The 26,368-nt window shown below is 66.6% G+C and carries 29 protein-coding genes; 14 read left to right on the forward strand and 15 right to left on the reverse strand.

The genetic code is table 11. The features are described from left to right. Positions 1-12: 12 nt before the first annotated feature. From EPO55_RS04020 to EPO55_RS04035, 4 genes are read right to left on the reverse strand one after another with little or no spacing between them, the layout of a single operon-like run. Positions 13-1,680 (reverse strand): adenylate/guanylate cyclase domain-containing protein, encoded by a 1,668-nt coding sequence (locus EPO55_RS04020; RefSeq protein WP_296335145.1) that lies wholly within the window; start codon positions 1,678-1,680, stop codon positions 13-15. A gap of 6 nt (positions 1,681-1,686) precedes the next feature. Continuing rightward, positions 1,687-2,037, reverse strand: coding sequence for an arsenate reductase (glutaredoxin) (gene arsC / locus EPO55_RS04025; RefSeq protein WP_296335147.1), 351 nt, complete (start codon positions 2,035-2,037; stop codon positions 1,687-1,689). A 21-nt stretch (positions 2,038-2,058) separates the two neighbouring features. Then, complete coding sequence (locus EPO55_RS04030; RefSeq protein ID WP_296335148.1) at positions 2,059-2,613, reverse strand: RecX family transcriptional regulator; 555 nt, start codon at positions 2,611-2,613, stop codon at positions 2,059-2,061. A gap of 3 nt (positions 2,614-2,616) precedes the next feature. Beyond that, the gene (locus tag EPO55_RS04035; RefSeq protein WP_296335149.1) at positions 2,617-3,282 is read right to left on the reverse strand and encodes an HAD-IA family hydrolase; all 666 of its coding nucleotides are present in this window, start codon (positions 3,280-3,282) and stop codon (positions 2,617-2,619) included. A 119-nt stretch (positions 3,283-3,401) separates the two neighbouring features. On the opposite strand from EPO55_RS04035, the gene EPO55_RS04040 reads away from it, so the two are divergent. The 5 genes from EPO55_RS04040 to EPO55_RS04060 all read left to right on the forward strand — a co-directional run bounded on the left by EPO55_RS04040 (position 3,402) and on the right by EPO55_RS04060 (position 7,610). Continuing rightward, positions 3,402-4,073, forward strand: a complete 672-nt coding sequence (locus tag EPO55_RS04040) for a TetR/AcrR family transcriptional regulator (RefSeq protein WP_296335151.1) — start codon at positions 3,402-3,404, stop codon at positions 4,071-4,073. Between the two features lie 81 nt (positions 4,074-4,154). Beyond that, complete coding sequence (locus EPO55_RS04045; protein ID WP_296335152.1) at positions 4,155-4,586, forward strand: SxtJ family membrane protein; 432 nt, start codon at positions 4,155-4,157, stop codon at positions 4,584-4,586. A 32-nt stretch (positions 4,587-4,618) separates the two neighbouring features. Further along, entirely contained in the window at positions 4,619-4,771 is a 153-nt protein-coding gene (locus EPO55_RS04050; protein ID WP_296335153.1) for a DUF5989 family protein, read from the forward strand. Positions 4,772-4,789: 18 nt separating this feature from the next. Beyond that, entirely contained in the window at positions 4,790-6,625 is a 1,836-nt protein-coding gene (locus EPO55_RS04055; RefSeq protein WP_296335154.1) for a carbamoyltransferase, read from the forward strand. Between the two features lie 4 nt (positions 6,626-6,629). After that, complete coding sequence (locus tag EPO55_RS04060) at positions 6,630-7,610, forward strand: NADPH:quinone oxidoreductase family protein (RefSeq protein ID WP_296335155.1); 981 nt, start codon at positions 6,630-6,632, stop codon at positions 7,608-7,610. A 15-nt stretch (positions 7,611-7,625) separates the two neighbouring features. Here the strand turns inward: EPO55_RS04060 and EPO55_RS04065 are convergent, their stop codons facing one another. Both EPO55_RS04065 and EPO55_RS04070 read right to left on the reverse strand, forming a co-directional pair. Next, positions 7,626-8,063 carry an OmpA family protein gene (locus EPO55_RS04065; protein WP_296335156.1) on the reverse strand — a complete coding sequence of 146 codons (438 nt, stop codon included), beginning with the start codon at positions 8,061-8,063 and terminating at the stop codon, positions 7,626-7,628. Further along, the gene (locus tag EPO55_RS04070) at positions 8,060-8,656 is read right to left on the reverse strand and encodes a 2-hydroxychromene-2-carboxylate isomerase (protein ID WP_296335157.1); all 597 of its coding nucleotides are present in this window, start codon (positions 8,654-8,656) and stop codon (positions 8,060-8,062) included. The genes EPO55_RS04065 and EPO55_RS04070 overlap by 4 nt, the downstream gene beginning before the upstream one ends. Positions 8,657-8,728: 72 nt before the next feature. On the opposite strand from EPO55_RS04070, the gene EPO55_RS04075 reads away from it, so the two are divergent. Then, the gene (locus EPO55_RS04075) at positions 8,729-9,484 is read left to right on the forward strand and encodes a glucose 1-dehydrogenase (RefSeq protein ID WP_296335158.1); all 756 of its coding nucleotides are present in this window, start codon (positions 8,729-8,731) and stop codon (positions 9,482-9,484) included. A 9-nt stretch (positions 9,485-9,493) separates the two neighbouring features. After that, a complete protein-coding gene (locus tag EPO55_RS04080; RefSeq protein ID WP_296335159.1) occupies positions 9,494-10,642 on the forward strand; it encodes an aromatic ring-hydroxylating dioxygenase subunit alpha in 1,149 nt (382 codons plus the stop codon). Positions 10,643-10,806: 164 nt separating this feature from the next. Here EPO55_RS04080 and EPO55_RS04085 read toward each other — a convergent pair whose 3' ends face one another. From EPO55_RS04085 to EPO55_RS04115, 7 genes are all read right to left on the reverse strand, one after another. Further along, entirely contained in the window at positions 10,807-11,325 is a 519-nt protein-coding gene (locus EPO55_RS04085) for a hypothetical protein (RefSeq protein ID WP_296335160.1), read from the reverse strand. 26 nt (positions 11,326-11,351) lie between these two features. Continuing rightward, entirely contained in the window at positions 11,352-12,125 is a 774-nt protein-coding gene (locus EPO55_RS04090; protein ID WP_296335161.1) for an SDR family oxidoreductase, read from the reverse strand. A gap of 69 nt (positions 12,126-12,194) precedes the next feature. Further along, positions 12,195-12,911: a pirin-like bicupin family protein gene (locus tag EPO55_RS04095; protein ID WP_296335162.1), complete on the reverse strand. Its 717-nt coding sequence runs from the start codon at positions 12,909-12,911 to the stop codon at positions 12,195-12,197. Positions 12,912-12,993: 82 nt separating this feature from the next. Then, a complete protein-coding gene (locus EPO55_RS04100; protein ID WP_296335163.1) occupies positions 12,994-15,093 on the reverse strand; it encodes a hypothetical protein in 2,100 nt (699 codons plus the stop codon). Further along, positions 15,090-17,894, reverse strand: a complete 2,805-nt coding sequence (locus EPO55_RS04105) for a DUF4159 domain-containing protein (protein WP_296335164.1) — start codon at positions 17,892-17,894, stop codon at positions 15,090-15,092. The genes EPO55_RS04100 and EPO55_RS04105 overlap by 4 nt, the downstream gene beginning before the upstream one ends. Before the next feature lie 6 nt (positions 17,895-17,900). Next, on the reverse strand, positions 17,901-18,797 hold the full coding sequence (locus EPO55_RS04110) for a DUF58 domain-containing protein (protein WP_296335165.1): 897 nt from the start codon (positions 18,795-18,797) through the stop codon (positions 17,901-17,903). A 31-nt stretch (positions 18,798-18,828) separates the two neighbouring features. Further along, positions 18,829-19,785: a MoxR family ATPase gene (locus EPO55_RS04115; protein ID WP_296335176.1), complete on the reverse strand. Its 957-nt coding sequence runs from the start codon at positions 19,783-19,785 to the stop codon at positions 18,829-18,831. Between the two features lie 124 nt (positions 19,786-19,909). Here EPO55_RS04115 and EPO55_RS04120 point away from each other — a divergent pair, with 124 nt between their 5' ends. Genes EPO55_RS04120 through EPO55_RS04135 form a run of 4 tightly spaced genes read left to right on the forward strand, consistent with a single transcriptional unit; the run spans position 19,910 to position 22,394 of the window. Next, positions 19,910-20,536, forward strand: a complete 627-nt coding sequence (locus EPO55_RS04120) for a CoA pyrophosphatase (protein ID WP_296335166.1) — start codon at positions 19,910-19,912, stop codon at positions 20,534-20,536. A gap of 21 nt (positions 20,537-20,557) precedes the next feature. Continuing rightward, entirely contained in the window at positions 20,558-20,791 is a 234-nt protein-coding gene (locus EPO55_RS04125; RefSeq protein ID WP_296335167.1) for a hypothetical protein, read from the forward strand. A gap of 47 nt (positions 20,792-20,838) precedes the next feature. Further along, positions 20,839-21,996, forward strand: coding sequence for a CCA tRNA nucleotidyltransferase (locus tag EPO55_RS04130; protein ID WP_296335169.1), 1,158 nt, complete (start codon positions 20,839-20,841; stop codon positions 21,994-21,996). Beyond that, complete coding sequence (locus tag EPO55_RS04135; protein ID WP_296335170.1) at positions 21,993-22,394, forward strand: hypothetical protein; 402 nt, start codon at positions 21,993-21,995, stop codon at positions 22,392-22,394. Before EPO55_RS04130 ends, EPO55_RS04135 begins: the two co-directional genes overlap by 4 nt. A 329-nt stretch (positions 22,395-22,723) precedes the next feature. Here the strand turns inward: EPO55_RS04135 and hemF are convergent, their stop codons facing one another. Both hemF and EPO55_RS04145 read right to left on the reverse strand, forming a co-directional pair. Beyond that, positions 22,724-23,659 (reverse strand): oxygen-dependent coproporphyrinogen oxidase, encoded by a 936-nt coding sequence (gene hemF, locus EPO55_RS04140; protein WP_296335171.1) that lies wholly within the window; start codon positions 23,657-23,659, stop codon positions 22,724-22,726. Further along, a complete protein-coding gene (locus tag EPO55_RS04145; RefSeq protein ID WP_296335172.1) occupies positions 23,656-24,126 on the reverse strand; it encodes a tRNA (cytidine(34)-2'-O)-methyltransferase in 471 nt (156 codons plus the stop codon). Before EPO55_RS04145 ends, hemF begins: the two co-directional genes overlap by 4 nt. A gap of 171 nt (positions 24,127-24,297) precedes the next feature. On the opposite strand from EPO55_RS04145, the gene petA reads away from it, so the two are divergent. The 3 genes from petA to EPO55_RS04160 form a co-directional block, all read left to right on the forward strand. After that, positions 24,298-24,864 (forward strand): ubiquinol-cytochrome c reductase iron-sulfur subunit, encoded by a 567-nt coding sequence (gene petA / locus EPO55_RS04150; RefSeq protein ID WP_296335173.1) that lies wholly within the window; start codon positions 24,298-24,300, stop codon positions 24,862-24,864. Between the two features lie 41 nt (positions 24,865-24,905). Beyond that, on the forward strand, positions 24,906-26,141 hold the full coding sequence (locus tag EPO55_RS04155; RefSeq protein WP_296335174.1) for a cytochrome b N-terminal domain-containing protein: 1,236 nt from the start codon (positions 24,906-24,908) through the stop codon (positions 26,139-26,141). 5 nt (positions 26,142-26,146) lie between these two features. Further along, the coding region (locus tag EPO55_RS04160) for a cytochrome c1 (RefSeq protein ID WP_296335175.1) at positions 26,147-26,368 on the forward strand (222 nt) is incomplete at its 3' end.

The following is a 26,368-nucleotide window of genomic DNA, read 5'->3' on the forward strand; positions in this document are numbered from 1 at the left end:
GCAACGAAATTCTTATGACATTGCCGTGAGATCGGAGGCGCTGGCGAGCGCACGCACGGCCAACCGGCCTTGACGCCCCCGGATCTCGACGTCGTGACGCGGCGCCGTCTCCAGCTTCACGCCGGCGCTGTCCAGCAGTTCCTGCGACACGACAAGCTCGGCGCCGAACTCCTTGGTCAACGTCTCGAGACGGCTGGCCGTGTTGACGGTATCGCCGATCGCCGTGATCTGGGCGGCGCGTTCGTAACCCATTTCGCCGACAATGGCCGGTCCCGCATGCAGGCCGATCCCGATGCGCAAGGGCAGATCGAGGTCGCCCGACATCGCCTCGTTGAGATCATCGAGAGCGAGAGCCATGCGCCGCGCGGCATCAAGGGCCTGCCGGCAGGCTGTCTGGGGATCGGTGTTGAGACCGAAGATCGCCATCACGCCGTCGCCGATGAACTTGTCGAGACGGCCGCCGGCCGCTTCGACCGCCTGCCCGGTGGCGCGGAAATACCGGTTGAGCAGGAACACCACGTCATAGGGCAGCTTGCCCTCGGAGATCGACGTGAAGCCGCGGATGTCGGCGAACAGGATGGCGACGTAGTGCTCGCCGCCATGGGCTTGAGGCTGGCGGCGATAGGCCTCCACCGGACCCGCCGACGCCGGCAGCAACGGCGTCACCCGATAGCGGCCGGGCGGCGGCCGGAGCTGGCAGGCGAGGCGGACATTGTCCGGTGCGCCGACGCGGGACAGGACCTTCTGCTCTTCGACCGAGGCCGGCGGCAGCTTGGCCCGATCGTCGCCGCCCATGCGCACCCTGCAGGTCGAGCAGCGGCCGCGTCCGCCGCAAACGGAGGCATGCGGGATGCCGGCGATGCGGCTCATCTCCAGAACGGTGAGCCCGGTCGCGTGAGAGGCGGTCCGGCGTTCGCCATAGCTCAGATGGACGACGCCGGCGCGGCGTTCCCAAAGGGTACGGGCCGGACGCGCCAGCAGCAGCGCGACGAGAAGGCCGAGCGCCGTGAACTGAAGGGCATCTGCGATCGAATAGAGCGTGGCGATCTGGGCGGCCGTCGGGACGTGCACGCGGGCGAAGAGCTCGTTGAGGAAGCCCGGCTGCTGGGCGAGTTCGGCGACGTCGCGAAGCGCAATTGCCGCGCCGGCGACGCCGGCGATCGGCACCAGCAAGGCGAAGGCGTAGAGCACCGGCAGCCAGGGCCGGTACCACGGCCGCAGGCGCCAGGCGAAGTGCAGCCCGATGCAGGCATGCAGCCAGACGACAAGGGGCAGCGAGAATTGGCGGGCGGTAGACGTCCAGTCGCTCGCGACCAGCGATCCGAGGACCCACGGGTAGCCCGATTCGACATTGTAGAGTTCGTGGGCGATGCGCGTGCCGACGACATGGATCGTGCCCAGCGGCACGATCAACACGCCGAGGATCCATTGCGACCATTCCCAGCGCGAAAGCTGCAGCGTCCGGCGTCGATAGAGTGACCACAGTGCCAGGCAAAAATGGGTGAGCAGCGCGCCGTAGAGAACGGCCTGGCCGACCGGATTTTGCCAGATGAAGACGAACCAGATCCGGCCGGCCTCGAGCACGCGCAACGAGATCAGCCCGAGCGCGTGATTGAGCAGATGCGTGACGACATAGAAGAAGAGGACGTAGCTCGACCAGAGGCGGATCCGTCCGGCCATGGCGGGCTACTTCAGCAGCGGCAATACCGCCTCGGGCGGCCGGCCGATCGCGGCGCGTGAGCCTGCGACCACGATGGGACGCTGCAGCAGGATCGGATGGGCGGCGATCGCCTTGGCGACCTCGGCCTTGCCGAGATCGGTCTTCTTTTTCCCGAGCGCCTTGAACTCGGGTTCGGCGTCGCGGAGGAGATCGTGCGGGTTGCCGCCGACGAGATCGATCAGCTTCTCGACCTCGGCCTTGCTCGGCGGGTCCTTGAGGTATTCCCGGATCACGGGCTCCACGCCTTTGCTCCGCAGCAGTTCGAGAGTCTGCCGCGACTTGCTGCAGCGCGGATTGTGCCAGATCGTCGGTTTCATGCGCCAACCATGGAGCCGTGCTCAGGCTTCGTCCAGAGAGTCGGCGTCTTTGGCGTCGATCACCTTTTTGGCAACATCGTAGGCGAAGCCGGCGCGGGCCATGGTGGCGAGGTCGCGGAGGCGATGGTCCTTGCGGTCCTCGGTCGGGCGATAGGGACCGAGCCGCCGCCGCCGTGCCAGGGCCGCGGCGGCATGGTGCTCGCGCTGGGCAGGTGTGACGTCGAGCTCGACGTCCAGTCCTTGCATTGCCTCGTCGAGCGTGTCGGCGTCGACGCCGGCCATCTTGAGCTTCTGCCGCGTCAGCCGGCTCGAGGTGCCGCGCCGATGGAGCGAGCGCGCCTTGGTCTGGGCGAAGGCCTTGTCGTCGATCACGCCGGCATCGACGAACTTGGCGACGACGACTTCGATCGCCTGCTGAACGTTGTCCATGATCGGTGCGTCGAGCATCTTCGCCTTGGCGACCCGCCGGTTCAGGACGCGGCGCAGGCCCTCGGCCGAACTGGGGTAGCGTTCGAGATAGAAGGCCGCGGCGTTCTGGAGATATTTTACGGTGATCGGACGAGCGACCCGTTTCACCGCTCAGCCTTGCAGCGGAATGCCAACCATCGCCTCCAGCTCGGCGATCGCCTCGTCGGGATCGCCGACTTTTATGGTGCGCATGCCCATGGCGCGCGCCGGCTTGAGGTTGATGCCGAGATCGTCGAGGTAGATGCAGCTCTCCGGCGGCACGTCGAGCAGGTCGCAGGCATGACGATAGATGAGCGGATCGGGCTTGCGCAGGCCGAGCTTGCTCGATTCCACGACATGCTCGAACAGCGCCATGACGTCGGCGACGGCCTGGGCCTTTTCGGGGCTGCGCGCCATGCCCGGGCCTTCGCCCGACCTCATGTTGTTGGTGATGCAGGCCACCCGGAAGGCCGCCTTGCAGCGTCGGAGGGCCTCCACCATCTGCGGCCGAATGTCGCCGCTTATCGACTGCAGGACGCGCCAGCCGTCGAGCTTGTGGCCCTGCTTCAGGGCTTCGACTTCGAACAGTTCGACGAAGCCCGCGAGGGAAATCTCGCTGCGTTCCATCTTTGCCCAGGCATTTGTATCGGGATTGCGCGCATTCAGGCTGCGAATGAAATCTTTGGGAAGGCCGGCCTCGTTTTCGTAGCGGCGGAAGGCCTCGAAGGGACTGCTCAGGATGACCCCACCGAAGTCCCAGAGGACGGCGCGGGGGGTGTTTGCATGGCTCGTATTCATGGTGGTGCGACGGTCTTTACCTTGTTCCTGCCCTACTCGGCCCCTATCTGATGCCCTCCATAGGCGACGGTGTGGCTATTGGCCACCGATTGCCTCTACTCCGGTTTAGGAACACGGAAATGAGCGAAGCAGCCTTTGTAGGGCGCGGCGATGCCGTGGCGCATAACGACGAGACGGGAGCGGTCAAAACCGTACATCGCGACGGGCGCAATCGACGCGCGGTCGAGACCCGCCGCAAGGTGATCGCGGCCGCCAAGGCCATGATTGCCGAGACCAGCACGGCGCCGACGGTCGTGGCGGTCGCCAGGCGGGCAGATGTCTCTGTCCGGTCAGTATTTCAGCATTTCGGCGATGTTGAGTCACTTTTCGTAACTGTGATGGACGCCATCCGGCAGGATATCGTCGTGCCGCCGCCGGGCTCGAAGAGCCGTCCGCTGGCCGTGCGCATTGCATCGGTCGTGCAGAACCTGGCCGAAATCTTCGACAAGATCGTGCCCCTGCGCGTTGCCGCCGGGCAGTTCGCGGGCCATCCGGCGCTGATCGAGCGCGGACTGGCGTCCAAGCAGGAGCTGCGCGCCGCCACTTTCGAGGCTTTCGCACCGGAGTTCGATGTGCTGGGCGAGCCGGCCCGCGAGGAATTGGCCGATGCGATCGGCGCGGCCCTTTCCCTCGACGCCTGGATCGTGTTGCGTCGCCGGGACGGCCTCAGCTTCGAGCGTGCGACGGCGGTCTGGCGGCTGACCCTGACGGCGCTGCTGGCCCATCGGTTCGCCGCGACGGCTGCCGAATAGACACTCGGACGGAGCCAATTGACTTGGCGAGTGGGATCAGTGACTTAGGGGCCCCTGTCCGGACATTTCAGCGCGTTGCACATGGCGACCAGCCAGCTTCATGAAGACTTTTCGCGGGAGGAGCACGTCAAGGCGGGCTCCGACCGTGGTTTCGGGTTCGTCTTCGCGGGCTTTTTCGCCATCGTGAGCGCGATTTCGCTGTGGCGGAGCGGCGCCACCTGGCATTGGGCGCTGCCGCTGGCGGCTGCATTCCTGCTGGTGGCGCTGGTCTATCCCCGCCTGCTGGGCCCGCTCAACCGGCTGTGGCTGAAGTTCGGGCTGCTGCTCTACAAGGTCATGAACCCGCTCGTCCTCGGCATGCTGTTCTTCGTGACCATCATGCCGATCGGGTTGGTCATGCGGGCATTCGGCAAGGATTTCCTGCGACTGCGGCTCGACAGCACTGCCAAGAGCTACTGGATCGACCGCACCCCGCCGGGGCCGCCGCCGCAGTCGATGCGCAATCAATTCTGATCTGGCAATTCTGATCTGGAAAGGACCGGTTCATGGGCTCCGTCATCGTCGAACTCTGGGCCTTCATGCGCGAGCGCAAGAAGTTCTGGCTGCTGCCGATCATGATCATGATGGTGATCTTCGGCGGCCTGATCGTGCTGACCAAGGGCTCGGCGATCGCTCCCTTCATCTACACGCTGTTCTAGGCGGAGCGGGCGCGTCGCATGCGGGTGCTGGGCATCTCGGCCTACTATCACGACAGCGCCGCGGCGCTGATCGAGGATGGCCACCTCGTGGCCGCGGCGCAGGAAGAGCGCTTCACCCGCAAGAAGCACGATGCGAACTTTCCCGAGAAGGCGGTCGAGTATTGCCTCGGCCGCTCCGGCATCAAGCTCGCCGATGTCGATTATGTCGCCTTCTACGACAAGCCGTTCCTGAAGTTCGAGCGCCTGCTCGAGACCTATCTTGCCTATGCGCCGCGCGGCTTCACCTCCTTCCGCATGGCCATGCCGCTGTGGCTGAAGGAGAAGCTCTTCCAGAAGACACTGCTGCGCGACGAGATGAAGAAGTGGCAGCCCGACTTCGATTGGCAGAAGCGGCTGCTGTTCGGCGAGCATCACCAGAGCCATGCCGCCTCGGCGTTCTTTCCCTCGCCGTTCGAGGAAGCCGCCGTCCTGACCATGGACGGCGTCGGCGAGTGGGCGACGACGTCGCTGGGCTACGGCAAGGGCAACAGCCTCGAGATGCTGAAGGAGCTGCACTTCCCGCATTCGCTGGGATTGCTCTATTCGGCCTTCACCTACTACACCGGCTTCAAGGTCAATTCTGGCGAATACAAGGTCATGGGCCTCGCACCCTACGGCGAGCCCCGGTTCAAGGGCCTGATCCTCGACAAGATCGTCGACCTCAAGGAGGACGGCACCTTCCGCCTCGACCAGACCTACTTCGACTATTGCACTGGCCTCCGCATGACGAACGACAAGTTCGCCGATGTGTTCGGCATCAAGACGCGCAAGCCCGAAGAAGAGCTGACGCAGGTCCACATGGATCTCGCGGCGTCGATCCAGGCCGTCACCGAGGAGATCGTGCTCCGGCTCGGCCGCTCGGTCCGCAAGGAAACCGGCGCGAAGAATATCTGCCTGGCCGGCGGCGTGGCGCTGAACTGCGTCGCCAACGGCAAGCTGCTGCGCGAGAACATCTTCGACAATATCTGGGTGCAGCCGGCGGCCGGCGATGCCGGCGGCGCGGTCGGCGCGGCCTATGCCGCCTACCACGGCTTCATGGGCCAGCCGCGCAAGCTCAACGGCCACATGGACGGCATGGCCGGCTCCTATCTCGGGCCGGAATACACCGACGACGAGATCGCCGAGCGCCTGACGGCGGTGGGCGCCAAGCTCTCGCGCCTCGACCATGCGCAGATGATCGACCAGACCGCGCAGGCGCTGGCCGATGAGAAGGCGGTCGGCTGGATGCAGGGCCGGATGGAATTCGGACCGCGCTCGCTGGGCGCCCGTTCCATCCTGGGTGACGCGCGGTCACCCTCGATGCAGAAGACGCTCAATCTCAAGGTGAAGTACCGCGAATCGTTCCGCCCCTTTGCGCCGGCGGTGCTGCGCGAGGATGTCGACAAGTACTTCGAAATCAATACGGACAGCCCCTACATGCTGATGGTGGCGCCGGTGGTCGAGAGCCGCCGCCGCAAGATGACCGCCGATGAGGAGAAGCTGTTCGGCATCGAGAAGCTGAACGTGCCACGCTCCGACATTCCGGCGGTGACGCACATCGACTATTCCGGCCGCGTGCAGACCGTGCACGAGGAGACCAACAAGCCGTTCCACGATCTGATCTCGGCTTTTAAGGCCAAGACCGGAAGCTCCGTGCTGGTGAACACCTCGTTCAACGTGCGCGGCGAGCCGATCGTGTGCACCCCTGAAGACGCCTTCCGCTGTTTCATGGGCAGCGAGATCGAGGTTCTCGTGGTCGGCAACTGCCTGCTGCGCAAGGAAGACCAGGATCCGGCGCTGAAGCTCGACTACAAGAACGCCTTCGAGCTCGATTAGCCCGATGAGGGCAGTCGTTTGCGATCGCCTCGGCGATCCGTCTGTCCTGAAAATCGAGGAGAGGCCTGTTCCCGAAGCGGGGCCGCGCGACATCGTCGTGAAGGTTGGCGCAGCTTCGGTCAATTTTCCCGACGTGCTTACCGTTTCGGGCGATTACCAGCACAAGCCGGATCTGCCTTTCGTGCCCGGCATGGAAGGCGCGGGTATGGTCTACGCCGTGGGCGCCGAGCGCCTCGACTGGAAGGTCGGCGACAAGGTGATCTTCGGCATCCGGCCGGGCGCTTTCGCCGAGTATGTGGCCGTGACGCCCAAGGGCCATCTGCTGCGCCTGCCCGAAGGCTGGTCGTTCGCCGAGGGCGCGGGCTTTCGTGTTGCCGCAACCACCGCCTACCATTCGCTCGTTCATCGTGGCGCTCTGCGCCAGGGCGAGGTCGCGCTGATCCATGGTGCGTCGGGCGGCGTGGGGCTGGCGGCCGTGCAGCTCGCCAAGCATCTCGGCGCGCGCGTGATCGCAACGGGGGGTGACGACGAGCGCCTTGCCGTCGTGAAGCAGAATGGTGCCGACGAAGTCGTGAACTACCGCACGTCCGATTTCGTCTCTGCCGTGAAGGCGTTGACCGGAGGCAAGGGCGCCGATGTGATCTATGATCCGGTCGGCGGCGAGGTGCTGGAAAAGTCCATGCGTGCGGCGGCCTATGGCGCTCGCCTGCTGGTCGTGGGCTTCACATCGGGCGGACCGAGCAAACTCATGTCCAACCACGTGCTGATCAAGGGACTATCGATCCTGGGCATCCGTGCGGGCGAGACGCTGCTGCGTCTGCCCCAGATGGGATACAGCTACGCCGAGTTGCCGAAGCTTGCAGCTCTCGGGGTCATGCGGCCGCACATCTCGCATCGATTTCCGATGGAGTGTGCAGTCGATGCCTTTCGCGCCTTGATCGACCGCAAGGTCGTCGGCAAGGCGGTCCTCGAGATGTCGATCTGATCAAGCGGGCATGATCTAGCGCGAGAAGAAAATCGTCACCTTGCGGTCGACCACCGAAGCATCTTCCTTGCCGAGGCTCATGTTCCCGAACGCTTCGGCATCGGCGACGATATAGAGATGATTGGCCGGCACGCCGTCGCGGATCATCTGTGCCGCGACGGCCTGGGCACGTGAACGGGCCAGCTTCTCGTTGAACGTCTTGTCGCCCAGCTTGTCGGTGTGGCCGATCAGGCAGATGACCGTCACCTGCCGTGCCTTGGCCGTGGCCGCCGCCTGGGCGATGACCGGCTTGTCGGCGGCCCTGAGCTGGGCGCTGCCGAGATCGAACAGCACCCGTGCCGGTGGCGGCTGGTTGCCGCCACCGCCGCGCGGACAGGTGCCGACGGTCTGGTCGAAAGCGGGCGCGGCGGCGAAGAGGAAGCCGGCCGCAACAAATACACCGAGTCTTTTCACTTGAGCTCTCCCTTGAGGGCCATTTCGACGAAGGGCAGGCGATCGTTGCCGAAGAACATCATATCGCCCACGAAGCTCGTTGGCGCGCCGAAGACGCCGCGCGCCACCGCCTCGTCGGTCGTGGCTTTGAGCCGATCCTTGACGTCCTGGTCCTGGATGCGATTGCCGAACTTGCGGGCGTCGAGGCCCGCCGCCGTGAGCACCGACGCCACTTCGGCGATGTCGTTGAGATTGCGGCCGTCCACCCACATCGCCCTGTAGATGGCGGGATGGTAGCGCTCGAACAGGCCGTCGATCTGGGCCGCCGCGGCGCCGCGCATCAGGGCCAGCGTGTTGACCGGGAAGAACGGATTGCGCTGGAACGGCACGCCGTAATGTTTGGCCCACATCGGCATGTCGAAGGCGCTCCACTTCGATTTCTGCTCGACCGTCATCGGCGAGGCATTGCCGGTCGCCTTGAAGACGCCGCCCAGCAGCATCGGCTTGCGCACCAGCGCGGCGCCGGCGCGCTTGGCGATGGCCTCGACCTGTGTGTCGGCCAGATAGCTGTAGGGACTGCCGTAGTCGTAATAGAATTCCAGTGTGCGGGTCATGAGATCCTCTCGTCTTGTGGCAAGCCTGCGCTGCTTCTAGCTTGGCGACAAGAAAAGATAGGGAAGGAAACCATGAGCAGGGTTGCGGACAAGGTCGTCCTGGTGACGGGCGCGGGATCGGGCATCGGCCGCGCCACGGCGAAGCTGCTGGCCGACGAGGGCGCCACCGTGATCGTCACCGATATCAACCAGCCGGGTGGACTCGAGACGGTGCAGCAAATTGGCGGCAAGGCGCGGTTCCTGCTGCAGGATACGGCGCAGGAAGCCGACTGGAAGCGGATCATCGACGATATCCTGGCGCGTGAAGGCAGGCTGGACGGCCTGGTGAACAATGCCGGCATTGCCGGACCGTTTCCCTCGACCTTCGAGAGCGAGACTGTCGAGCAGTGGCAGCGCATCCTGTCGATCAACGTCCATGGCGTGTTCCTCGGCTGCAAGCATGGCGTGCCGGCGCTCCGCAGCTCCGGCGGCGGCTCGATCGTCAATCTCTCGTCGCTCGCGGCCTTTCTCGGCACGCCCAATCTCTCGGCCTATGGCGCCAGCAAGGGCGCGGTGCGCCAGTTCACCAAGACCGTGGCCATCGATTGCGCACGCAAAGGCTACAAGGTGCGCTGCAATTCGGTCCATCCCGGTGTCATCCTGACGCCGATGGGCGAGGGCATCCTGCCCAACGACAAGGTCAAGGAACGGGTCCGCGGCAGCATCCCGATCGGCGAATTCGGCGCGCCCCGGGACATCGCCTATGGCATCCTCTACCTGATTTCCGACGAATCGCGCTTCGTCACCGGCGCCGAACTGGTGATCGACGGCGGCATGAACGCGATCTAGGAGCAGACGATGCAGCACGACGACCAGGTGGCCTATATCGAGCGCATGCACGGCATGGCGCGCGCCAACGCGCGCGACGACGGGCAGGTCAGTCACACGTCGGTCGAGGAGTATTTCGATACCGACCGCTTCGAACGCGAGAAGGCCCTGCTGTTCCGCAAGTATCCGGTCGTGGTCGCGTTCTCCGCCCAGTTGCGCAAGCCCGGCGACTTCGTCGCCAATAGCGACACCGGCCAGCCGATCCTCGTCACCCGCGGCATCGACGGCAAACTGCGCGCCTTCCTCAATGTCTGCCGCCACCGCAGCGCCACCGTGGAACTGAAGCCCTGCGGCTCGAACAGGCGCGCCTTCGTCTGTCCCTATCACGGCTGGAGCTACGACCTCACCGGCAAGCTGGTCGGCATCACCGACGGGGCCTGGTTCGGCGAGGTCGATCGTGCGACGCACGGGCTGCGCCCGCTCGCCGTCGCCGAGCGCTGCGGCATGGTCTTCGTGGTGCCGACGGCGCTCGAACCGGGCCAGAGTGCCGACATCGACATGGACGCCTTTCTCGGGCCGGTTAAGGCCGATCTTGCGTCCTGGGATATGCATGGCTGGGAGGTGCACAGCACGACGCCGATCCGCCCGCACATGAACTGGAAGCTGGTGATCGACACCTTCCTCGAGCTCTATCACTTCCGTTACCTGCACGGCGCCAGCGTGGCGCCGCTGTTCCTCGACAACATCACCGCCTACGAACGACGCGAGCGTCATTCCCGTTTCGCGGTCTGCAAGCCGTCGATCCTCGAGGTCGAGAACCAGCCGCGCGAGACCTGGCAGCTCCGCGACCATGCTGTGGTGCTCTACAATCTCTTCCCCAACACGGTGCTGGCCTATACCCAGGATCATTGCGGTGTTTTCACCAGTTTCCCGGTGTCGCCCGACGAGGCGCTGATCAACGTCTCGGTGCTCGTCGATCCCGTGGAGCGGGCGAAGAAGCCGGAAAGCTACTGGAAGACCAACCAGGACCTGATTCTGGCCGCGCTCGACGAGGATTTCACTGTCGGCGCCACCATCCAGGCAAATTTCAGGAGCGGCGCCAACCGCGTGCAGACCTTCGGCAAGTTCGAGAAGGCGCTGGGCTGGTATCACCAGGAAATCGCTGACGCCTTGCGTTAGCAATCTCCGGCGGTGCATAGAGACCGAAGCGCGGGCGCCGCGCCGTGCAGAAAGAATCTCGGTGCGCCATTCCAACGGCGCGGGTCGGCGCTGTTTACAGCGCCTTACTCGCGCTTGATGACAAGCGCTGCCGCCCGCCGGCGCGTATGAACGCGCCTACGCGCCTACTTGACGTTCACCTGATAGGCGAACTTCTCGCCATCGGTGGCGGTGAGCTGGGTGAAGCCCAGCATCTTCAGCAGGTCGTAGAAGTTCGCATCCTCGGCCACCGTGCGCTCCTGGAAGAACGGCGACAGGCGCGACATCGTGGTCATGTTGGCGAGAATAGCCCGGACCCGGTAGATCGAATTCAATTCGCCCGGCTGCAGGCCGACGATGATCAATTTTTCAGCCTTGTCGCCCTTGACGAACACCGCATAGGGAACGCGGTAGGCCGACTGGATCGTGCCCTGCGAGACAACGGTGACGAACTGCACGCGCTGCTGCCGCTCGGCGCCGGCGATCATCTGCATCGGCGATGTGTAATTCTCGACCGTTGTCGGCTTGGGATAGTAGTAGCCGACATACTTGTCCTCGGCGGCCGGCGTGGCGGCGGCCGGTGCCGGCTTGGCGGGCTGCGCCAGTGCCGGCAGGGCGGCAAACGCCATGGACACAACGAAACAAGCTGCGAGTTTCTTGAACATTCCCGGCTCTCCCAAGGTGCGACGGACTAGAACAACGTATAGCCGCCATCGATAACGAAGTCGCGTCCCGTCGTATAGGCGGTGGCGTCGCTGGCCAGATAGACGGCGATCGGGCCGAAATCGGCGCCAACGCCCCAACGGCGCTCCGGAATGCGCGGCATCACGTTTGCGGCGAACTTCTCGTTGCCGAAGGCATTGGCCGTCATCTCGGTCTCGATCCAGCCCGGCAGGATCGAATTGACGGCGATCTTGTAGCGCGCCAGCTCGACCGCGAGCGCCCGGACCATGGCGGTGACGCCGCCCTTGCTGGCGCCGTAGTGGCTGGAGCGGGCCGCCCCCTCGATGGCCGCGGTGCTGGCCATGGCGACCAGCGAGCCCCCCTTGCCGCGCTCGGCCATGTGCTTGGCGGCGGCACGGAAGGTGAAGAAGACGCCGTCGAGATTGATCCGCATGACCCGTCGCCATTCGTCGTAGGTCATCTCGAGGATGGCGCCCTTGCCGCGGCCCGAAACGCCGGAATTGGCGACGCAATTGTCGACATGGCCCATGACCTTGACCGTCTCGGCGAAACCCGCCTCGACCTGCTTCTCATCGCCGACATCGACGATCTGGGTATGCACCTTGCGGCCAAAGCGCTTCAGCTTCTCTGCAGCGGCGGCGTTCTTGGCCGGGTTGGTGCCCCAGATGCAGACGTCGGCGCCGGCCTCGGCCAGGGCCTCGGCCATCCCGAGGCCGATGCCGCCGTTGCCGCCGGTGATCAGCGACACCTTGCCCGTCAGATCGAAGCCCTTGTAGGCCATGGCGTTCCCCCAAAACAAAACCGGGCGGGATCAAAGCCCGCCCGGTCGATAGCGTCAAATCGTACGAGATCAGTTCAGCCTGTCGGTTTCGACCAGCACAATCTCGGCATCCTCGATGGCCGTGATCTCGATCTCGTCCTGGTCGGCCACCGCGATCCCGTCACGCGCCTTGGCGGTCACCGGCGCGGCCGAACCGCCGCGCACCTCGACCTTGCCCCTCGCCGGCACGAGATAGGCGGGCTTGCCGTCCAGCTTCTGGCGGATTGTCTGACCCGCCTTCAGCGTGCCCGCGAACAGCGCGCCGTCGGCATGGAGCGGGAGCGCCCCCTCATGGCCGCGGCCCGATGCCAGGGGCACCAGCTTGCCGTCGCGCGCCTCGGCCGGGAACTGCACCGTCTCCCATCGTGCCGGAACGCCCTGCTTGTTGGGCAGGATCCAGATCTGGAACAGCTCGGTCTCCTCGTCCTCGCGGTTGTATTCGGCGTGCTTGATGCCGTTGCCCGCGCTCATCACCTGGATCTGGCCGGCCTCGGTGCGGCCCTCGTTGCCGAGGTGGTCCTGGTGGGTGATCGCGCCTTTGATGACGTAGGTCACAATCTCCATGTCGCGGTGGGGGTGCGGCGGGAAGCCGGAATCCGGCGCGATACGGTCGTTGTTCCACACCCGCAGAGCACCCCAGTGCACGCGGTCGGGGTTGCGGTAGTCGGCGAAGCTGAAATGGAAGTTGGCGTTCAGCCAGCCGTGGTCCGACTTGCCGAGTTTCTCGAAGGGTCTGAGTTCGATCATGGTGTTTACCTCTTGGCCCCCAAAATGGCGCTGCCAAGGGAAGGATCAAGTTTCGGGTTGGTAACGGCCGCCCTCAGTAGCCCTAGCGTCCCTCGCGCCACCAGGCGCTGCCGATGGCCATCAGGAAGGCAATCGCCACCAGGATGCCGGGCAGCAGCGGTAGCTGGTTGATGCCGGCCACGGTGTAGCCCTCGTTGCGGCGAAGCCCGATCCAGTCCGAGCCGCCGGCGGCGCGGCCCGGTCGCACGGTCCGGATGTCCGGGTCGGGCTGGTCGACCAGCCACAGCAGGCCGCCGCCCGAAGCCTCGACCAGCGGCTTCAGCTTGGCGTCGGTCGCGCGCACGTCGGAGAATTCCAACGGGTCGGGACTGCCGACGGCGGCCACGGTGCGGAGCGTGCCATCGTCGAAGCGGTAGAGGCCGGGCTTGTCGACGTCGACGACGCCGAGGCCGAGACCGGGCGCGGTCTGGCGCAGGCTGAGCGTGCGGGTGCTGCCGCCCTCTGATGCTGTTCCTGGCGAGGTCATCGTGACGGGCGGAAATGTCGTGGCGAGCGTGCGGCGCGTCACCTCGATGCGGCCGCCCACCGCCGTCGCCCTGAGCGCCTCTTCCTCGAGGTCGGGCTCCTTCATCAGCCAGTGGGCGACGCGCCGCACCAGTTCCGGCTGCGGGCCGCCACCGTCGATGCCGCGGTTCCACAGCCACAGGTGATCGGACATGAGCTGCGCCACGCGGCCCTCGCCGACGCGGTCGAGAATCACGAGCGGCTTGTCCTCGGCGCCCGACAGGACGGTGTTGCCGCGCTCGGTGCGCGAGGCGACGAGGCGGAACCAGCGGCCCCAGTCGGGTTCCTTGTCGGGTTGGCCGGCCTGAGGCAGGTTCGCGGTGACGGGATGGCGCTGGCCGATCTCGCTGACCTTGGGTTTGTAGGGTGTCTCCAGCACGTCGCCCAGCGGTGCCGCCGGCAGGATGGCGCCCAGCGGCGTTCGATAGAGCGAGCGCGCCGTGGCGAACACCGGCCCGACCGAAACCAGGAGCGCGCCGCCGCTCTTCACGTATTCCGAGATATTGCGGAAGTATTCGCGGGTGATCAGGTTTCCCGACTCGTAGCGGTCGAAGATGATGAGGTCGAATTCCTTGAGCTTCTGCTCGAACAGCTCCTTCATCGGGAAGACGATCAGCGACAGCTCGCGCACCGGCGTGAAATCGTCCTTCTGCGGTGTGCGCAGGATCGTGAAGTGGACCAGGTCGACGGCGGGATCGCTCTTCAGCAGGTTCCGCCAGGCCCGCTCGCCCTGGTAGGGCTCGCCCGACACCAGCAGGACGCGCAGACGGTCACGCACGCCGTTGATGGTGAAAAGGGCGCGATTGTTGTCGAGCGTGAGTTCGCTCGGCCCTGCGCCGACCTCCAGCTCGACCACGTTGGCGCCGGGATTGCCGACGACGATCGGCAGTTCGACCGAGCGGCCGACCGGCACGTCGAGCCGGCGCACCACTTCGCCGCCGACCGACAAGGTTATCGGCGCAGTGCCACCGGCGGGATCCTCGACCCGGAACTTGGCCGTCACCTCGCGACCGACGACGCCGAAGCGCGGCGACTGCTCGACCACGATCAGCCGGTCGCGCTCGTTCTTCTTGCCGGCGATCAGGCCATGCAGGGGGGCGCCGCCGAGTTCAGGCGGCAGGCCCGCCGGCACGTCGTGGATCTGGCCGTCGGTCAGCAGGATGACGCCGGCCAGCCGTTCCGGCGGCACCTCGACCAGGGCCGAGCGCATGGTTTCGATCAGGCGTGTGCCGCCCGGCCGTTCACTTCCGAGCTGGATCTGGGCCGGCGGCAGGACGACCTCGCGGACCTCGAGGCCCTCCTGCTGGCCGAGCTTGCGCTTCAGAGATTCGCGCGCCGCCTGGACCTGCCGGCGCCGCTCGCCAATGGCCATCGAGTCGCTGTCGTCGATCACCACAAGCGCCACGTCGGCGATCGGCTTGCGCTGCTCCTCGATCAGGGCGGGATTTGCCAGCGCCGCCAGGACGACGGCAATCGAGCCCAGGCGCCAGATCGTGCCGCGAGCGCCGACGCGCAGGCCGAGCAGGATCAGCACGAGCGCGATGCCGCCCAGTAGGGCCAGCGCCGGCCACGGCAACAGCGGATCGAAGGCGACGGAGACGGCCGATGTCGGGTTCATCGCCTGAGCCTTTGCATGATGTCGGGCAGATGCACCTGGTCGTCCTTGTAGTTGCCGGTGAGCGCATGCATCACGAGATTGACGCCGACGCGGAACGACATCTCGCGCTGCGTCTCACCGCCCGGCGTGACCGGCATGATGCCGCGGCCGCGCTGGTCGACCGCCCAGGCGCCGGCATAGTCGTTGGCGCCGATGATGATGGTGGTGACACCGTCGTTGACCCGGCCGCCGCCCGACTCGATCCAGATTTTTCCGCCCGCCCAGCGGCCCGGCATGTCCGACAGCAGGTAGAACGCCCGCGTGAGCACGTGATCCGGCGGCATGGCGACGAGGGGCGGCGTCTCGACGCCGGCCAGGAGACGCTTGAGGTCGGGATTTCCGCCGGCCTGCCGGTCGAAGCTGAGCTGCTGATCGCGCGTGTCGATGAAGATGATGCCGCCGGTGCGCAGGTAGCGGTCAAGCGAAGCCGCCGCACGCGGCGACAGCGCAGGTTGCGTCGAGGTGACCGGCCAGTAGATGAAGGGATAGAGGCGGGGCTCGTCGCGTTCGAGGTCGAGCCCGACCGGGTCGGCCGGCTCCACCGAGGTGCGGTTGCGCAGGATCTCGCTCAAGCCCTCGAGGCCCGCCTTGCTGATGTCGTCGACTTCCTTGTCGCCGGTGAGAATGTAGGCGAGCCGGATGTCGAGCGAGCCCTTGAGCGCCTGCTCGATACTGAGCGGCGGCGGCCCCGGGCGGTCGCGCGTGGCCGGGCCGGCCGGGGCGGAAGGCTGTGGCTGGAATTGCGGCCGCGGCGGCGACTGCTGGGCGTCGGCATCCGGCGCGCCGCCGAACATGGCCAGCAGCAACAGTGCCGCCGGTGCGGCGCGGCCCAGGCGCACGGCGCGCGGCAGCAGGCCGCGCAGCCACAGCGAGATCAGGAGATCGGCCAGCAGCAGCAGGAGCGCCGCCAGCAGGAACCAGCGCGACAGGTCGGTCTCGCCACCTTCCGACAGTCTGTCGGTCGCGACGCCGCCGGGCAGCGTCAGCGGCCTGGGCGTGCCGACGCGGCCGCCGATGTTGAACGCCACCTGGGCGTTCTCGTCGCCGTAGAGGCCGGGCGGCGTGGTGGGCTTGGGCTTGAAGGTTTCGGCGGCATCGGCGGGCAAGATCTGCGCGCCGGCCGGCGGCGCGCCCAGCCGGCCAAAGCCGTCGAGCGTGCGCCACGGCTTCAGCGCCTTGTTGACGCCATCGCCGGCGACGCCGCGCGACAGCGTCACCAGCCGCTGCAGCATGTTCACGAACAGGCCGGAGAGCGAGAGGTTGCTCCATCCTGTGTTGGCGGTGGTGTGGATCAGCACGAGATAGCCCTGGCCGCGCTTCTCGGCGGTGACCAGCGGTGTGCCGTCGGCCAGGCGTGCCCAGGTCTTGTCGGCGAGGTCGGGCGTCGGCTCGGCCAGGACCTGCTGGGAAATGCGCACGTCCTTGGGAATCGGGATTCCGAGGAAGGGGCTGTTGGCGGGAAATTCGGCGAGGGCGGTGGGTTCGCCCCAGCTCATGACGCCGCCCAGCGCGCGATCACCCAGCCGCAACCGCGTCGGCACCAGGGTGTCGGCCCCAGCGGCGAGATTGGCACCGGCGAAGCGGACCGCCACGCCGCCGCGCTCGATCCACTTGGCGATTTCCTCGCGGTCGTTGGCCGACGGAACGGCGCCGTCGGGAATTAGCAGGACGGCGGTGTTTCGCGTGAGCACCGTCTCGAGATCGCCGATGCTGAGGCTGACGTAGGGATCGAGGGCGCGCTCGAGGAAGTAGACCTCCTGCAGCAGCGGCTGGCCGCCGGCCGTCGCGCGCTCGCCCATGATCGCTACCGGCCGGCGACGATGACGTTCGTCGAGCAGCACGGCGCTGCCGGCGCCGCCCTGCGCCTCGATATCGAGCCGCGCCATGCGGTTGCGAAGTTCAGCCGGGGCCGGCAGGACGCCTTCGCCCTGCGTGGCGCTGGCGGCGAACTCGACGTCGATGCGGGCGACGACACGGCCCTGCTCGTCGGCCGCCTGGACCGCCACCTTGCGCGGCCCGTCGGCCGCCGGCCGCAGCGCCCGGACCTTGAGGTCACGGCCTTCGGCGACCGGGGGCAGCAGCAGAAGCGGCGTGGTGGCCTGGTCGGGGACCACGACCTGCAAGCCGTCGAAGCGGCGCAGCCGTTCGGTCAGTCGCGCCGCGCCCTCGTCCTCCAGGCCATCGCTCAGCCAGACCGCATAGGCGCCGAGATCGATCTGCATCTGGTCGAGCTCGGCTGCCGCCGCGGTGCGATCGGTCGGCCAGGGCTTCGGTCGAAAAGCCCGCAGGATGGTGCGGGTTTCATCGGGCCTGAGCGCGCCGCGCCTGGCCGTCGCCTGGTCGATCGGCGTGGGCGCGGTGCCCATCAGGACGACCGTCCGGCCGCCGCGCTCGGCACGCTGGATCAGGCGCTCGGCGTGAGCGATGCGCGTCGTCCAGCCCGGCGCCGAGGACCATCCGTCGTCGATCACCAGCAGCAGCGGCCCGCGGCCGGGCAGGTCGGCCTGTGGATTGAGGAGCGGCTTTGCCACGGCCAGGATCAGCGCCGTCGCCAGCAGCAGGCGCAGCAGCAGCAGCCACCACGGCATCTTCATCGGCGTCTGTTCGGTCGGCTCGAGGCCGACGAGCAGCCGGATTGCGGGGAAGCGCACCAGCTTGGGCAGCGGCGGGATCAGGCGCAGCAGCCAGTAGATCACCGGCAGCGCCAGCAGCAACGCCAGCATCCCCGGCGCGGCAAAGGCGAAAGCGCCGAGACCGAGCATGCGCGCTCAGGCCGCGTTCAGCCGACGCAAGTCGGCCATCGCGAGGTAAAGAGCGAGCAGAATGGTCTGTGGCGGCCGGTCGGTGCGGTGCTGATGGACCGTCCAGTTGGCCGGCCGCGCCAGGCGGTGAAGCCCGTCCTTCTGTGCCGCCAGCCGGGCGCCATAGGCTGTGCGCACCGCTTCGACGCGGCGGATCGTATGCTGGCCCTCGGCTTCGAGGCCTTCGAACTTCACGTGGCCGTCGAACGGCAGGTCTTCTTCGGCCGGATCGAGCACCTGCACGAGATGGCCGCGCACGCCGACACTCGCGTAGTAGCGGATGATGGCTTCGATCTTGTCGAGCGGGTCCAGCCAGTCGGAAACCAGGACGATGGTGCCATGCGCCGGCAGCGGAACCATCGGCGGCAGGCTGGGCAGCGTGCGCGTGGCGTCGCGCGTTTCGTCGAACAATGTCTCGGCCACCCGCCGCACCGCCACGCGTCCCGAGGTCGGTCGCATGCCGGCGCCCAGGACCGCAACGCGTTCGCCGGCATCGGCCAGCAGGCTCGCCAGCGCCAGCGTGATCAGTTCGCCGCGCACCGCCTTGGTGTCGATGTTCTTCAACGATGCGTACTGCATCGAGGGCGAGGCATCGCGCCACAGCCAGACGCTGGCCGCTGCCTCCCATTCGGTTTCGCGCACGAACAGGTGCCGGCTGCGCGCGCTTTGCCGCCAGTCGATCTGGCTGGCGCTGTCGCCGTCGCGGTAAGGCCGGTACTGCCAGAAAGCGTCGCCCTGTCCGACCCGGCGCCGGCCGTGGACGCCCTGGATGACGGTCGCGGCGACGCGATCGGCCGCCACCATTAACGCGGGCAGCGTTCCAGCGAGTTCGAGCGAGCGGTGAAGGGTTGAGGGCGCGGCCATTGGCTGCGGCGCTGCAATGCCTAGGCCAGGACTAGGCGAGCCGGGCGCACATCTGGGCAATCACCGCTTCGACCGTGACGCCCTCGGCGCGGGCCGAGAAATTGACCGCCATGCGATGGCGCAGGATCGGTCCGGCCAGCGCCACGACGTCGTCGACCGACGGCGCGAGACGGCCCTGGATGATCGCGCGGGCACGGCAGGCCAGCATGAAGGCCTGGCTGGCGCGCGGGCCCGGACCCCAGGCGACGCGGTTGCGCACGACGTCGAGGTCGGAATTCTCCGGCCGGCCGGCGCGCACCAGCTTCAGGATGGCGTCGACGACGCTCTCGCCGATCGGCAGGCGCCGCACCAGGGACTGCGCGGCCATGAGGTCGGCCGGCGTCAGGGCCTGCGACGCCACCGCCGTCACGGCGCCGGTGGTGCCGATCATGATCTGGCGCTCGGCCTCTTCGTCGGGATAGCCGACGTCGATCTGCAGCAGGAAGCGGTCCAGCTGCGCTTCGGGCAGGGGATAGGTGCCTTCCTGTTCCAGCGGATTCTGGGTCGCCAGCACATGGAACGGCGCCGGCAGGTCGTAGCGCTTGCCGGCTACGGTCACGTGTTTTTCCTGCATGCTCTGCAGCAGGGCGGACTGGGTGCGCGGGCTGGCGCGGTTGATTTCGTCGGCCATCAGCAGCTGGGCGAACACCGGGCCCTGCAGGAAGCGGAACGAGCGGCGGCCGCCGTCGCTTTCCTCCAGCACCTCCGAGCCCAGGATGTCGGCGGGCATCAGGTCGGGCGTGAACTGGATGCGCTTGGTTTCCATCCCCAGAACGATACCCAGAGTGTCCACAAGCTTGGTCTTGGCGAGGCCCGGCACGCCGATCAGCAGCAGGTGGCCGCCTGACAGCAGCGCAACGAGCGTTTGATCGATAACGTCCTGCTGGCCATAAATGACCTTGCCGATGGCTGTGCGCGCGGCGCGTAGCTGGCCGCCCAGTCGTTCGATATCGGCGAGGGCGGAGCGGGCGTCGGCGTCGGTTGCGGTCGATGTGTCGGGGGCCACCGGGGCGCTCCTGTGATCGATGGGACTAGGGTTGAGGGAAGCCCAGAAATGAGGCCGGAACAAGGGCATGAAGGTTGACGAAATCGTGCAGCGGGTACGCGAACGCAGCCGGCGTTTGGCATCGGGTTTGCCAGTAACCCACCCGCCCCTCGGCAGTGACTTTTCCCTCAACGGCGTCGTGCCGGTGCCGGAGAGCTACCGGCCGGCTGCGGTGCTGATGCCGCTGGTCCGCCGCGAGTCCGGCATGACGGTGCTGCTGACGCAGCGTACCGATGACATGCCGAGCCACGCCGGCCAGATCGCCTTCCCCGGCGGACGCCGGCAGATGGAGGACGCCGATGCCGTGGCGACGGCGTTGCGCGAGACCGAGGAGGAGGTGGGCCTCGCCCGGAGCTTCGTCGACGTGATCGGACCGGTCGATCTCTACCGCACCGGGACGGGCTACGAGATCACGCCGATCGTCGGCATCGTCACGCCGGGATTCACGACCCGTGCGGATCCCCGCGAGGTCGCCGACGTCTTCGAGGTGCCGCTGGCGCACTTTCTCGACGAACGCAACCATCGCATCGACAGCCGCGTCTGGCAGGGCCGCGAACGGCGCTACTACGCCATGCCCTACGGAGAGCGCTACATCTGGGGGGCAACTGCCGGTATGCTGAAGAACCTGCATTTTGTCCTCACCGCCGGCGAGTGACGCGGGCCCCGGAGTAGCCCCATGCGCGTCGTACTGTTGGTCCTCGGACTGGTCATGGCGCCGACCGTCGCCTTCTTCCTGTGGGCATGGGCGGTCAAGATCAAGCAGGAGCGCAAGATCGCCGGCACCCTGCCGGTGTGGCAGGACATGCCCATCACCTGGCTCGCCATCGCCGGCCTCGCCTGCACGATCGCGGGCTTCGTCGTGATGTTCTTCACCCAGAATCAGGGCTACGGCGGCCTCTTCGCCCCATGAAGGCAACCGGACGTCTCGAGCCGCAACCCTGGATGGATACGCCTCAGGTGCGTGCGCTTTTCGGCTCGCTCGACCGGGCCGGTGTCGTCGTGCGCTTCGTCGGCGGTTGCGTGCGCAACGCGGTACTGGATCGCGCCATCGACGACATCGACCTGGCCGTCGACAAGCCGCCCGAGACGATCATGCGCGCGCTCACGGCTTCCCATCTCAAATCGGTGCCGACCGGCCTTAAGCACGGAACGGTGACGGCTCTCGTCGAGGGCTGCCGGTTCGAGCTGACCACCTTGCGCCGCGACGTCGAAACCGACGGCCGCCGCGCCGTCGTGGCCTTCACCGACGATTGGCTCGAGGACGCGAGCCGGCGCGACTTCACCTTCAACGCCCTCTACGCCGATCGCGACGGCACGCTCTACGATCCCTTCGACGGCCAGAGCGATCTCGCGGCGGGTCGCGTGCGCTTCATCGGCGATGCCGACACCCGCATCGCCGAGGATCGGCTGCGCGTGCTGCGTTTTTTCCGCTTCCACGCCTGGTATGGCCGCCCGCCGCTCAACGGGCCGGGCTTCGATGCCTGCCGGCGCAATGCCGGCACGCTCGGCAGCCTGTCGGGCGAACGGATTGCCAAGGAACTGCTGCGTCTCCTCCAGGCGCCGGCGCCGGCCGATGCGCTGCAGGCGATGGCCTGTTCCGGCGCGCTCGACCACTGGCTGCCGGAATACGCCGGCGTCGCACGCCTCGAGGCCCTGATCGCGCGGGAAGACGCGCCCGATCCGCTGCGCCGGCTTGCCGCGATCCTGCCGGCCAGCGCCGATGCCACGGCGATCGGCAAGCGCCTGAAGCTCTCGACCCAGCAGGCACTGCGCCTCGAGGTCATGTTGGCAGCGGCGCCGGCCGTCGATGTCGCCGGCGGTGCGAAAGCCTGGCGGGCCGGGATCTATCATCTTGGCGGCGGTCTCTACGCCGATCGTCTTTTGCTGGCCGTCGACGCGGCAGGCGACTGGCGGGCGGCGCTGGCCCTGGCGCGAAGCTGGACGCCCTCGGAGCTGCCGGTGAGCGGCGGCGACGCGCTGAAGCTTGGCCTGAAACCCGGCCCTCGCGTCGGTGCGCTGATCGAGGCGGTCGAGCGCTGGTGGATCGACGGTGATTTCTCGGCCGACCGCGACGCCTGCCTGGCCGAACTCGAGCGTCTGGCGCGTCAGACGTGATTCGGCCTCCGCTTACTTTCGCGCTGTGGGTCGCGATCGCGCTGCTTGTCGTGTTGAACGATGCCGTGGGCGATACCTGGATCGCGACCTCGCTCTCGGTGCGCGCGGTCGAGTGGTACAAGGTCCTGGTGCCGTTGCCCTACGTCGTGCTGATGGCCTTCATCCATGCCCGGCACACGGTGGGATCGCGCTGGTTCGAGGCGGCGCTGCTGGCAGCGCTGCTGTGGCCCGTCTCCACCGTGCTCGTCGACTTTCTCTATGTGCGGCTGACCTACGACGAGGATCCGGTCGCGTTCCTCGATCGCTTCGCCTTCTGGTGGGGCGCGCCCTATCCCTTGCTGGTGCTGACCCTGTTCGCTGCGCCGCTGCTCGCCGGGGTGGCGCTGGCACGCCGCTGAGCGACCGTTTTTGGCACACCTCGTTGTGCCACGGGTTGTCCCGCTGCCTGTGCCACGGATCGCCGCCAAGTCCCTGAGCGGACGGGCGAATCGCCCCCTGATCGGCTGTGCCACTGGAACCATCTACTCGGCGTTATCGGATTTCTCCTTTCTGCGCACGGCCCTGCGGCCGCCGGCAGGGTTTGATCCGGGTCGTTTGGAAGCCCTGTTTGGGCAAAGAAAAACGCCCGCGGGCCGGGTCCGGCGGGCGTTGACTGGGGCGGGACGAAAAACGCCCATTCTAGATATATTTGTAGCCTAAACCTGCTGAACTTGCAAGTATTATATCGCTACGGCCAGCGCGCCTCCGGCGGCAGCGACATCAGGATGGCCTCGACATTGCCGCCGGTCATCAGGCCGAATCTCGTGCCGCGGTCGTGCAGCAGGTTGAATTCGACGTAGCGGCCGCGGCGCACCAGCTGGTGCTCGCGCTCGGCTGCGGTCCACGGCTCGTCCATGTGGCGGCGTACCAGCTTGGGATAGATGTCGAGAAAGGTCTCGCCCACGTCGCGCGTGAAGGCGAGATCGCGGACATGATCGCCGCTATCGAGATAGTCGTAGAAGATACCGCCCACGCCGCGCGGTTCGCCGCGATGCGGGAGGTAGAAGTATTCGTCGCACCATTCCTTGAAGCGCGGATAGTAAGAGGCATCGTGCCGGTCGCACGTCGCTTTGAACGCGGCGTGGAAGTCGCGCGTGTCCGGTTCGTGCGGCGTCATGGGCGTGAGGTCGCCGCCGCCGCCGAACCAGGCACGCGTGGTCACGATGAAGCGTGTGTTCATGTGCACCGCCGGCACCTTGGGCGAGCGCAGGTGGGCGACCAGCGAAATGCCCGAGGCGAAGAAGCGCGGATCCTCGGCGGCGCCGGGAATTTGACTCCGGAACTCCGGACTGAACTCGCCGAACACGGTCGAGACGTTGACGCCCACCTTCTCGAACACGCGGCCATGCATGATCGCCATGGTCCCGCCGCCGCGGTCCTCGCCGTCGGGACCTTCCTCGCGCCGCCATTCCTTGCGCAGGAAACGGCCGGCCGGCAGCTCTTCGTGCGTGCCGGAAAGCTCGTCCTCGATTTTCTCGAATTCTGCGCAGATGCGGTTGCGCAGGGTTCCGAACCAGTGCCGTGCGGTGTCCTTCCAACGGAGGACAGTCGCTTCGTCGGGCAGCGGCGAGGGCCCGTTTGGGCCGGTCGCGGTACGAGGGGCGGGAGAGGGGGATTTGCTCATGGGGCTCGCGGAAAACCCGCGGTCTGGCGCAGGCCCTCACTCAATACCATTGCCGCCGCCAGCGCGACATTGAGCGAGCGGGCGCCTGGATGCAGGGGGATGCGCACCCGGAGGTCGGCGGCGTCATGGACGTCGGACGGCACGCCGGCGCTTTCGCGGCCGAGCAGCAGTGTATCGCCGGCCTGGAAGACGACGTCGGGGAAGGTGGAACCGCCCGCGGTCGTCAGCAGGACCAGCCGTCTGGCCGGACGGGTCCCGAGCCGGGTCTGTTGGAAACCGGTCCAGGAGGCATGCCGGACGATGGTCGCCAGGTCGTAGTAGTCCATGGCGGCTCGGCGGATGCGCTTGTCGTCGACCGGGAAGCCGCAGGGTTCGATGATGTCGAGGGGGACGCCCAGGCCGGCGGAGAGGCGAATGAAGGCGCCGAGATTCTGTGGGATATCGGGCTGGAACAGGGCTAGGCGCATGGGCAATTCTACTCCCCGTCCGCGTCGCGAAAGCACCATCCGTGCGGCACGCTGTCACAGAATGCCGCGCCCCATGCCGCGTTACGGGCCTGCGACCAACAGAGCCTTGAAACATAAGGGGCTTTCGCGCTCTAAAGGCGGTATCTCCTCGGGGGGTGGAAAGAGAAGACAATGGCGACAGCAAGCGTACCAGCCGGCGGTCACGGTGATCCGACCCGGCGCGATTTCCTCATGGTTGCGACCGGCGCCCTTGGCGCCGTCGGCGTGGCGGCCGTCGCCTGGCCGTTCATCAACAATCTCAATCCCGCCGCCGACACGCTGGCGCTCGCCTCGATCGAGGTGAACGTCAAGCCGATCGAAGTCGGCCAGGCGATCACGGTGAAATGGCGCGGCAAGCCGGTCTTCATCCGTCACCGGACGGAAAAGGACATCAAGGAAGCCGAGGCGGTGCCGATGTCGGAGTTGCCCGATCCGCAGACCGACGATTCACGCGTGACCGACACCGCCAAGAAGGTGCGCCGCGAGTGGCTGATCATGATCGGCGTCTGCACCCATCTGGGCTGCGTGCCGCTCGGCAACCTGCCGGGCCAGGACAAGGGTCCCTACGGTGGCTGGTACTGCCCGTGTCACGGATCGGCCTACGATACGTCGGGGCGCATCCGGAAGGGACCGGCGCCGCTGAACCTCGTCATTCCGCAGTACCTGTTTCTTTCCGACTCACTCGTCCGCATCGGCTGATCGCCGTCGATCGCACACCGATCGCCTAGGAGCTCGCAGCAATGGCCTCGTCTCACGGCACACCGCCGGTCTTCAACAACAAGGTGATCGCCTGGATCGATTACCGCCTGCCGATCTTCTCGTATATCGAGAAGGAGTATCACACCTTCCCGACGCCACGGAATTTCAACTACTTCTGGAATTTCGGCGCCATTGCCACCGTGATGCTGGTGCTCATGATCGCCACCGGCGTCGTGCTGGCGACCAACTATACGCCGCACGTGCTGATGGCCTTCGACTCGGTCGAGCGCATCGACCGTGACGTGCCGCAGGGCTGGCTGATCCGCGACCTGCACATGAACGGCGCGTCGTTCTTCTTCATCGCCGTCTATGTCCACATCTTCCGCGGCATGTACTACGGCTCCTACAAGGCGCCGCGCGAACTGCTGTGGATCCTGGGCGTCGTCATCTTCCTGCTGATGATGGCCACGGCCTTCATGGGCTACGTGCTGCCGTGGGGCCAGATGAGCTTCTGGGGCGCCACCGTCATCACCAGCCTGTTCTCGGCCATCCCGGTCGTTGGCGACTCGATCGTGACCTGGCTGTGGGGCGGCTTCTCGATCGGCAATCCGACGCTCAACCGCTTCTATGCGCTGCACTACCTGCTGCCGTTCATCATCGTCGCAGTGGTGGCGCTCCATGTCGTGGCGCTGCACGTCCACGGCTCGAACAACCCGACCGGCATCGATCCCAAGGGGCCGCAGGACACCGTGCCGTTCCATCCCTACTACACGATGAAGGACGGCTTCGGCGTCGTCGTCTTCCTGATCGTCTATTCGCTCGTCGTGTTCTTCGGGCCCGACATGCTGGGCGACGCGGCGAACTACATCCCGGCCGACCCGCTGGTGACGCCGACGCACATCGTGCCGGAATGGTACTTCCTGCCGTTCTACGCGATCCTGCGCGCGGTGCCGGACAAGCTGGGCGGCGTGATCGCCATGTTCGGAGCCATTGCGGTGCTGTTCGTGCTGCCCTGGCTCGACACCTCGCGCGTGCGCTCGTCGACGTACCGGCCGATCTACAAGTGGTGCATGCTGCTTCTCGTGGTCGACGTCGTCGTGCTGGGCTTCTGCGGCGCCAACCCGCCGGCCGGCTTCTGGATCCCGCTGTCCCAGGCCGCCACGCTCTATTACTTCATCCACTTCCTCATCCTGCTGCCGGTCCTGGGCAAGATCGAACGGCCTTTGCCAATGCCACCCAGCATCGCCGACGCGGTGCTCAAGAAGAAGGCAGGATAAGCGCCATGCGTAGATTGATCGTTTCCGGCGCAATTGCGCTCGCTGCCCTCGTCACTGGTGCTGGTGCCGTCGCCATTGCGGCCGGCACCGAGGCGCATCCGAAGCACCAGCATTGGCATTTCCAAGGGCCGTTTGGCACCTACGACCGCGCCGCCGCCCAGCGCGGCTATCAGGTCTATGCCGAGGTCTGTTCGGCCTGCCATTCGCTGTCGCTGCTGGCCTACCGC

This window comes from Reyranella sp. (assembly GCF_004296935.1).
Classification (GTDB): Bacteria; Pseudomonadota; Alphaproteobacteria; order Reyranellales; family Reyranellaceae; genus Reyranella.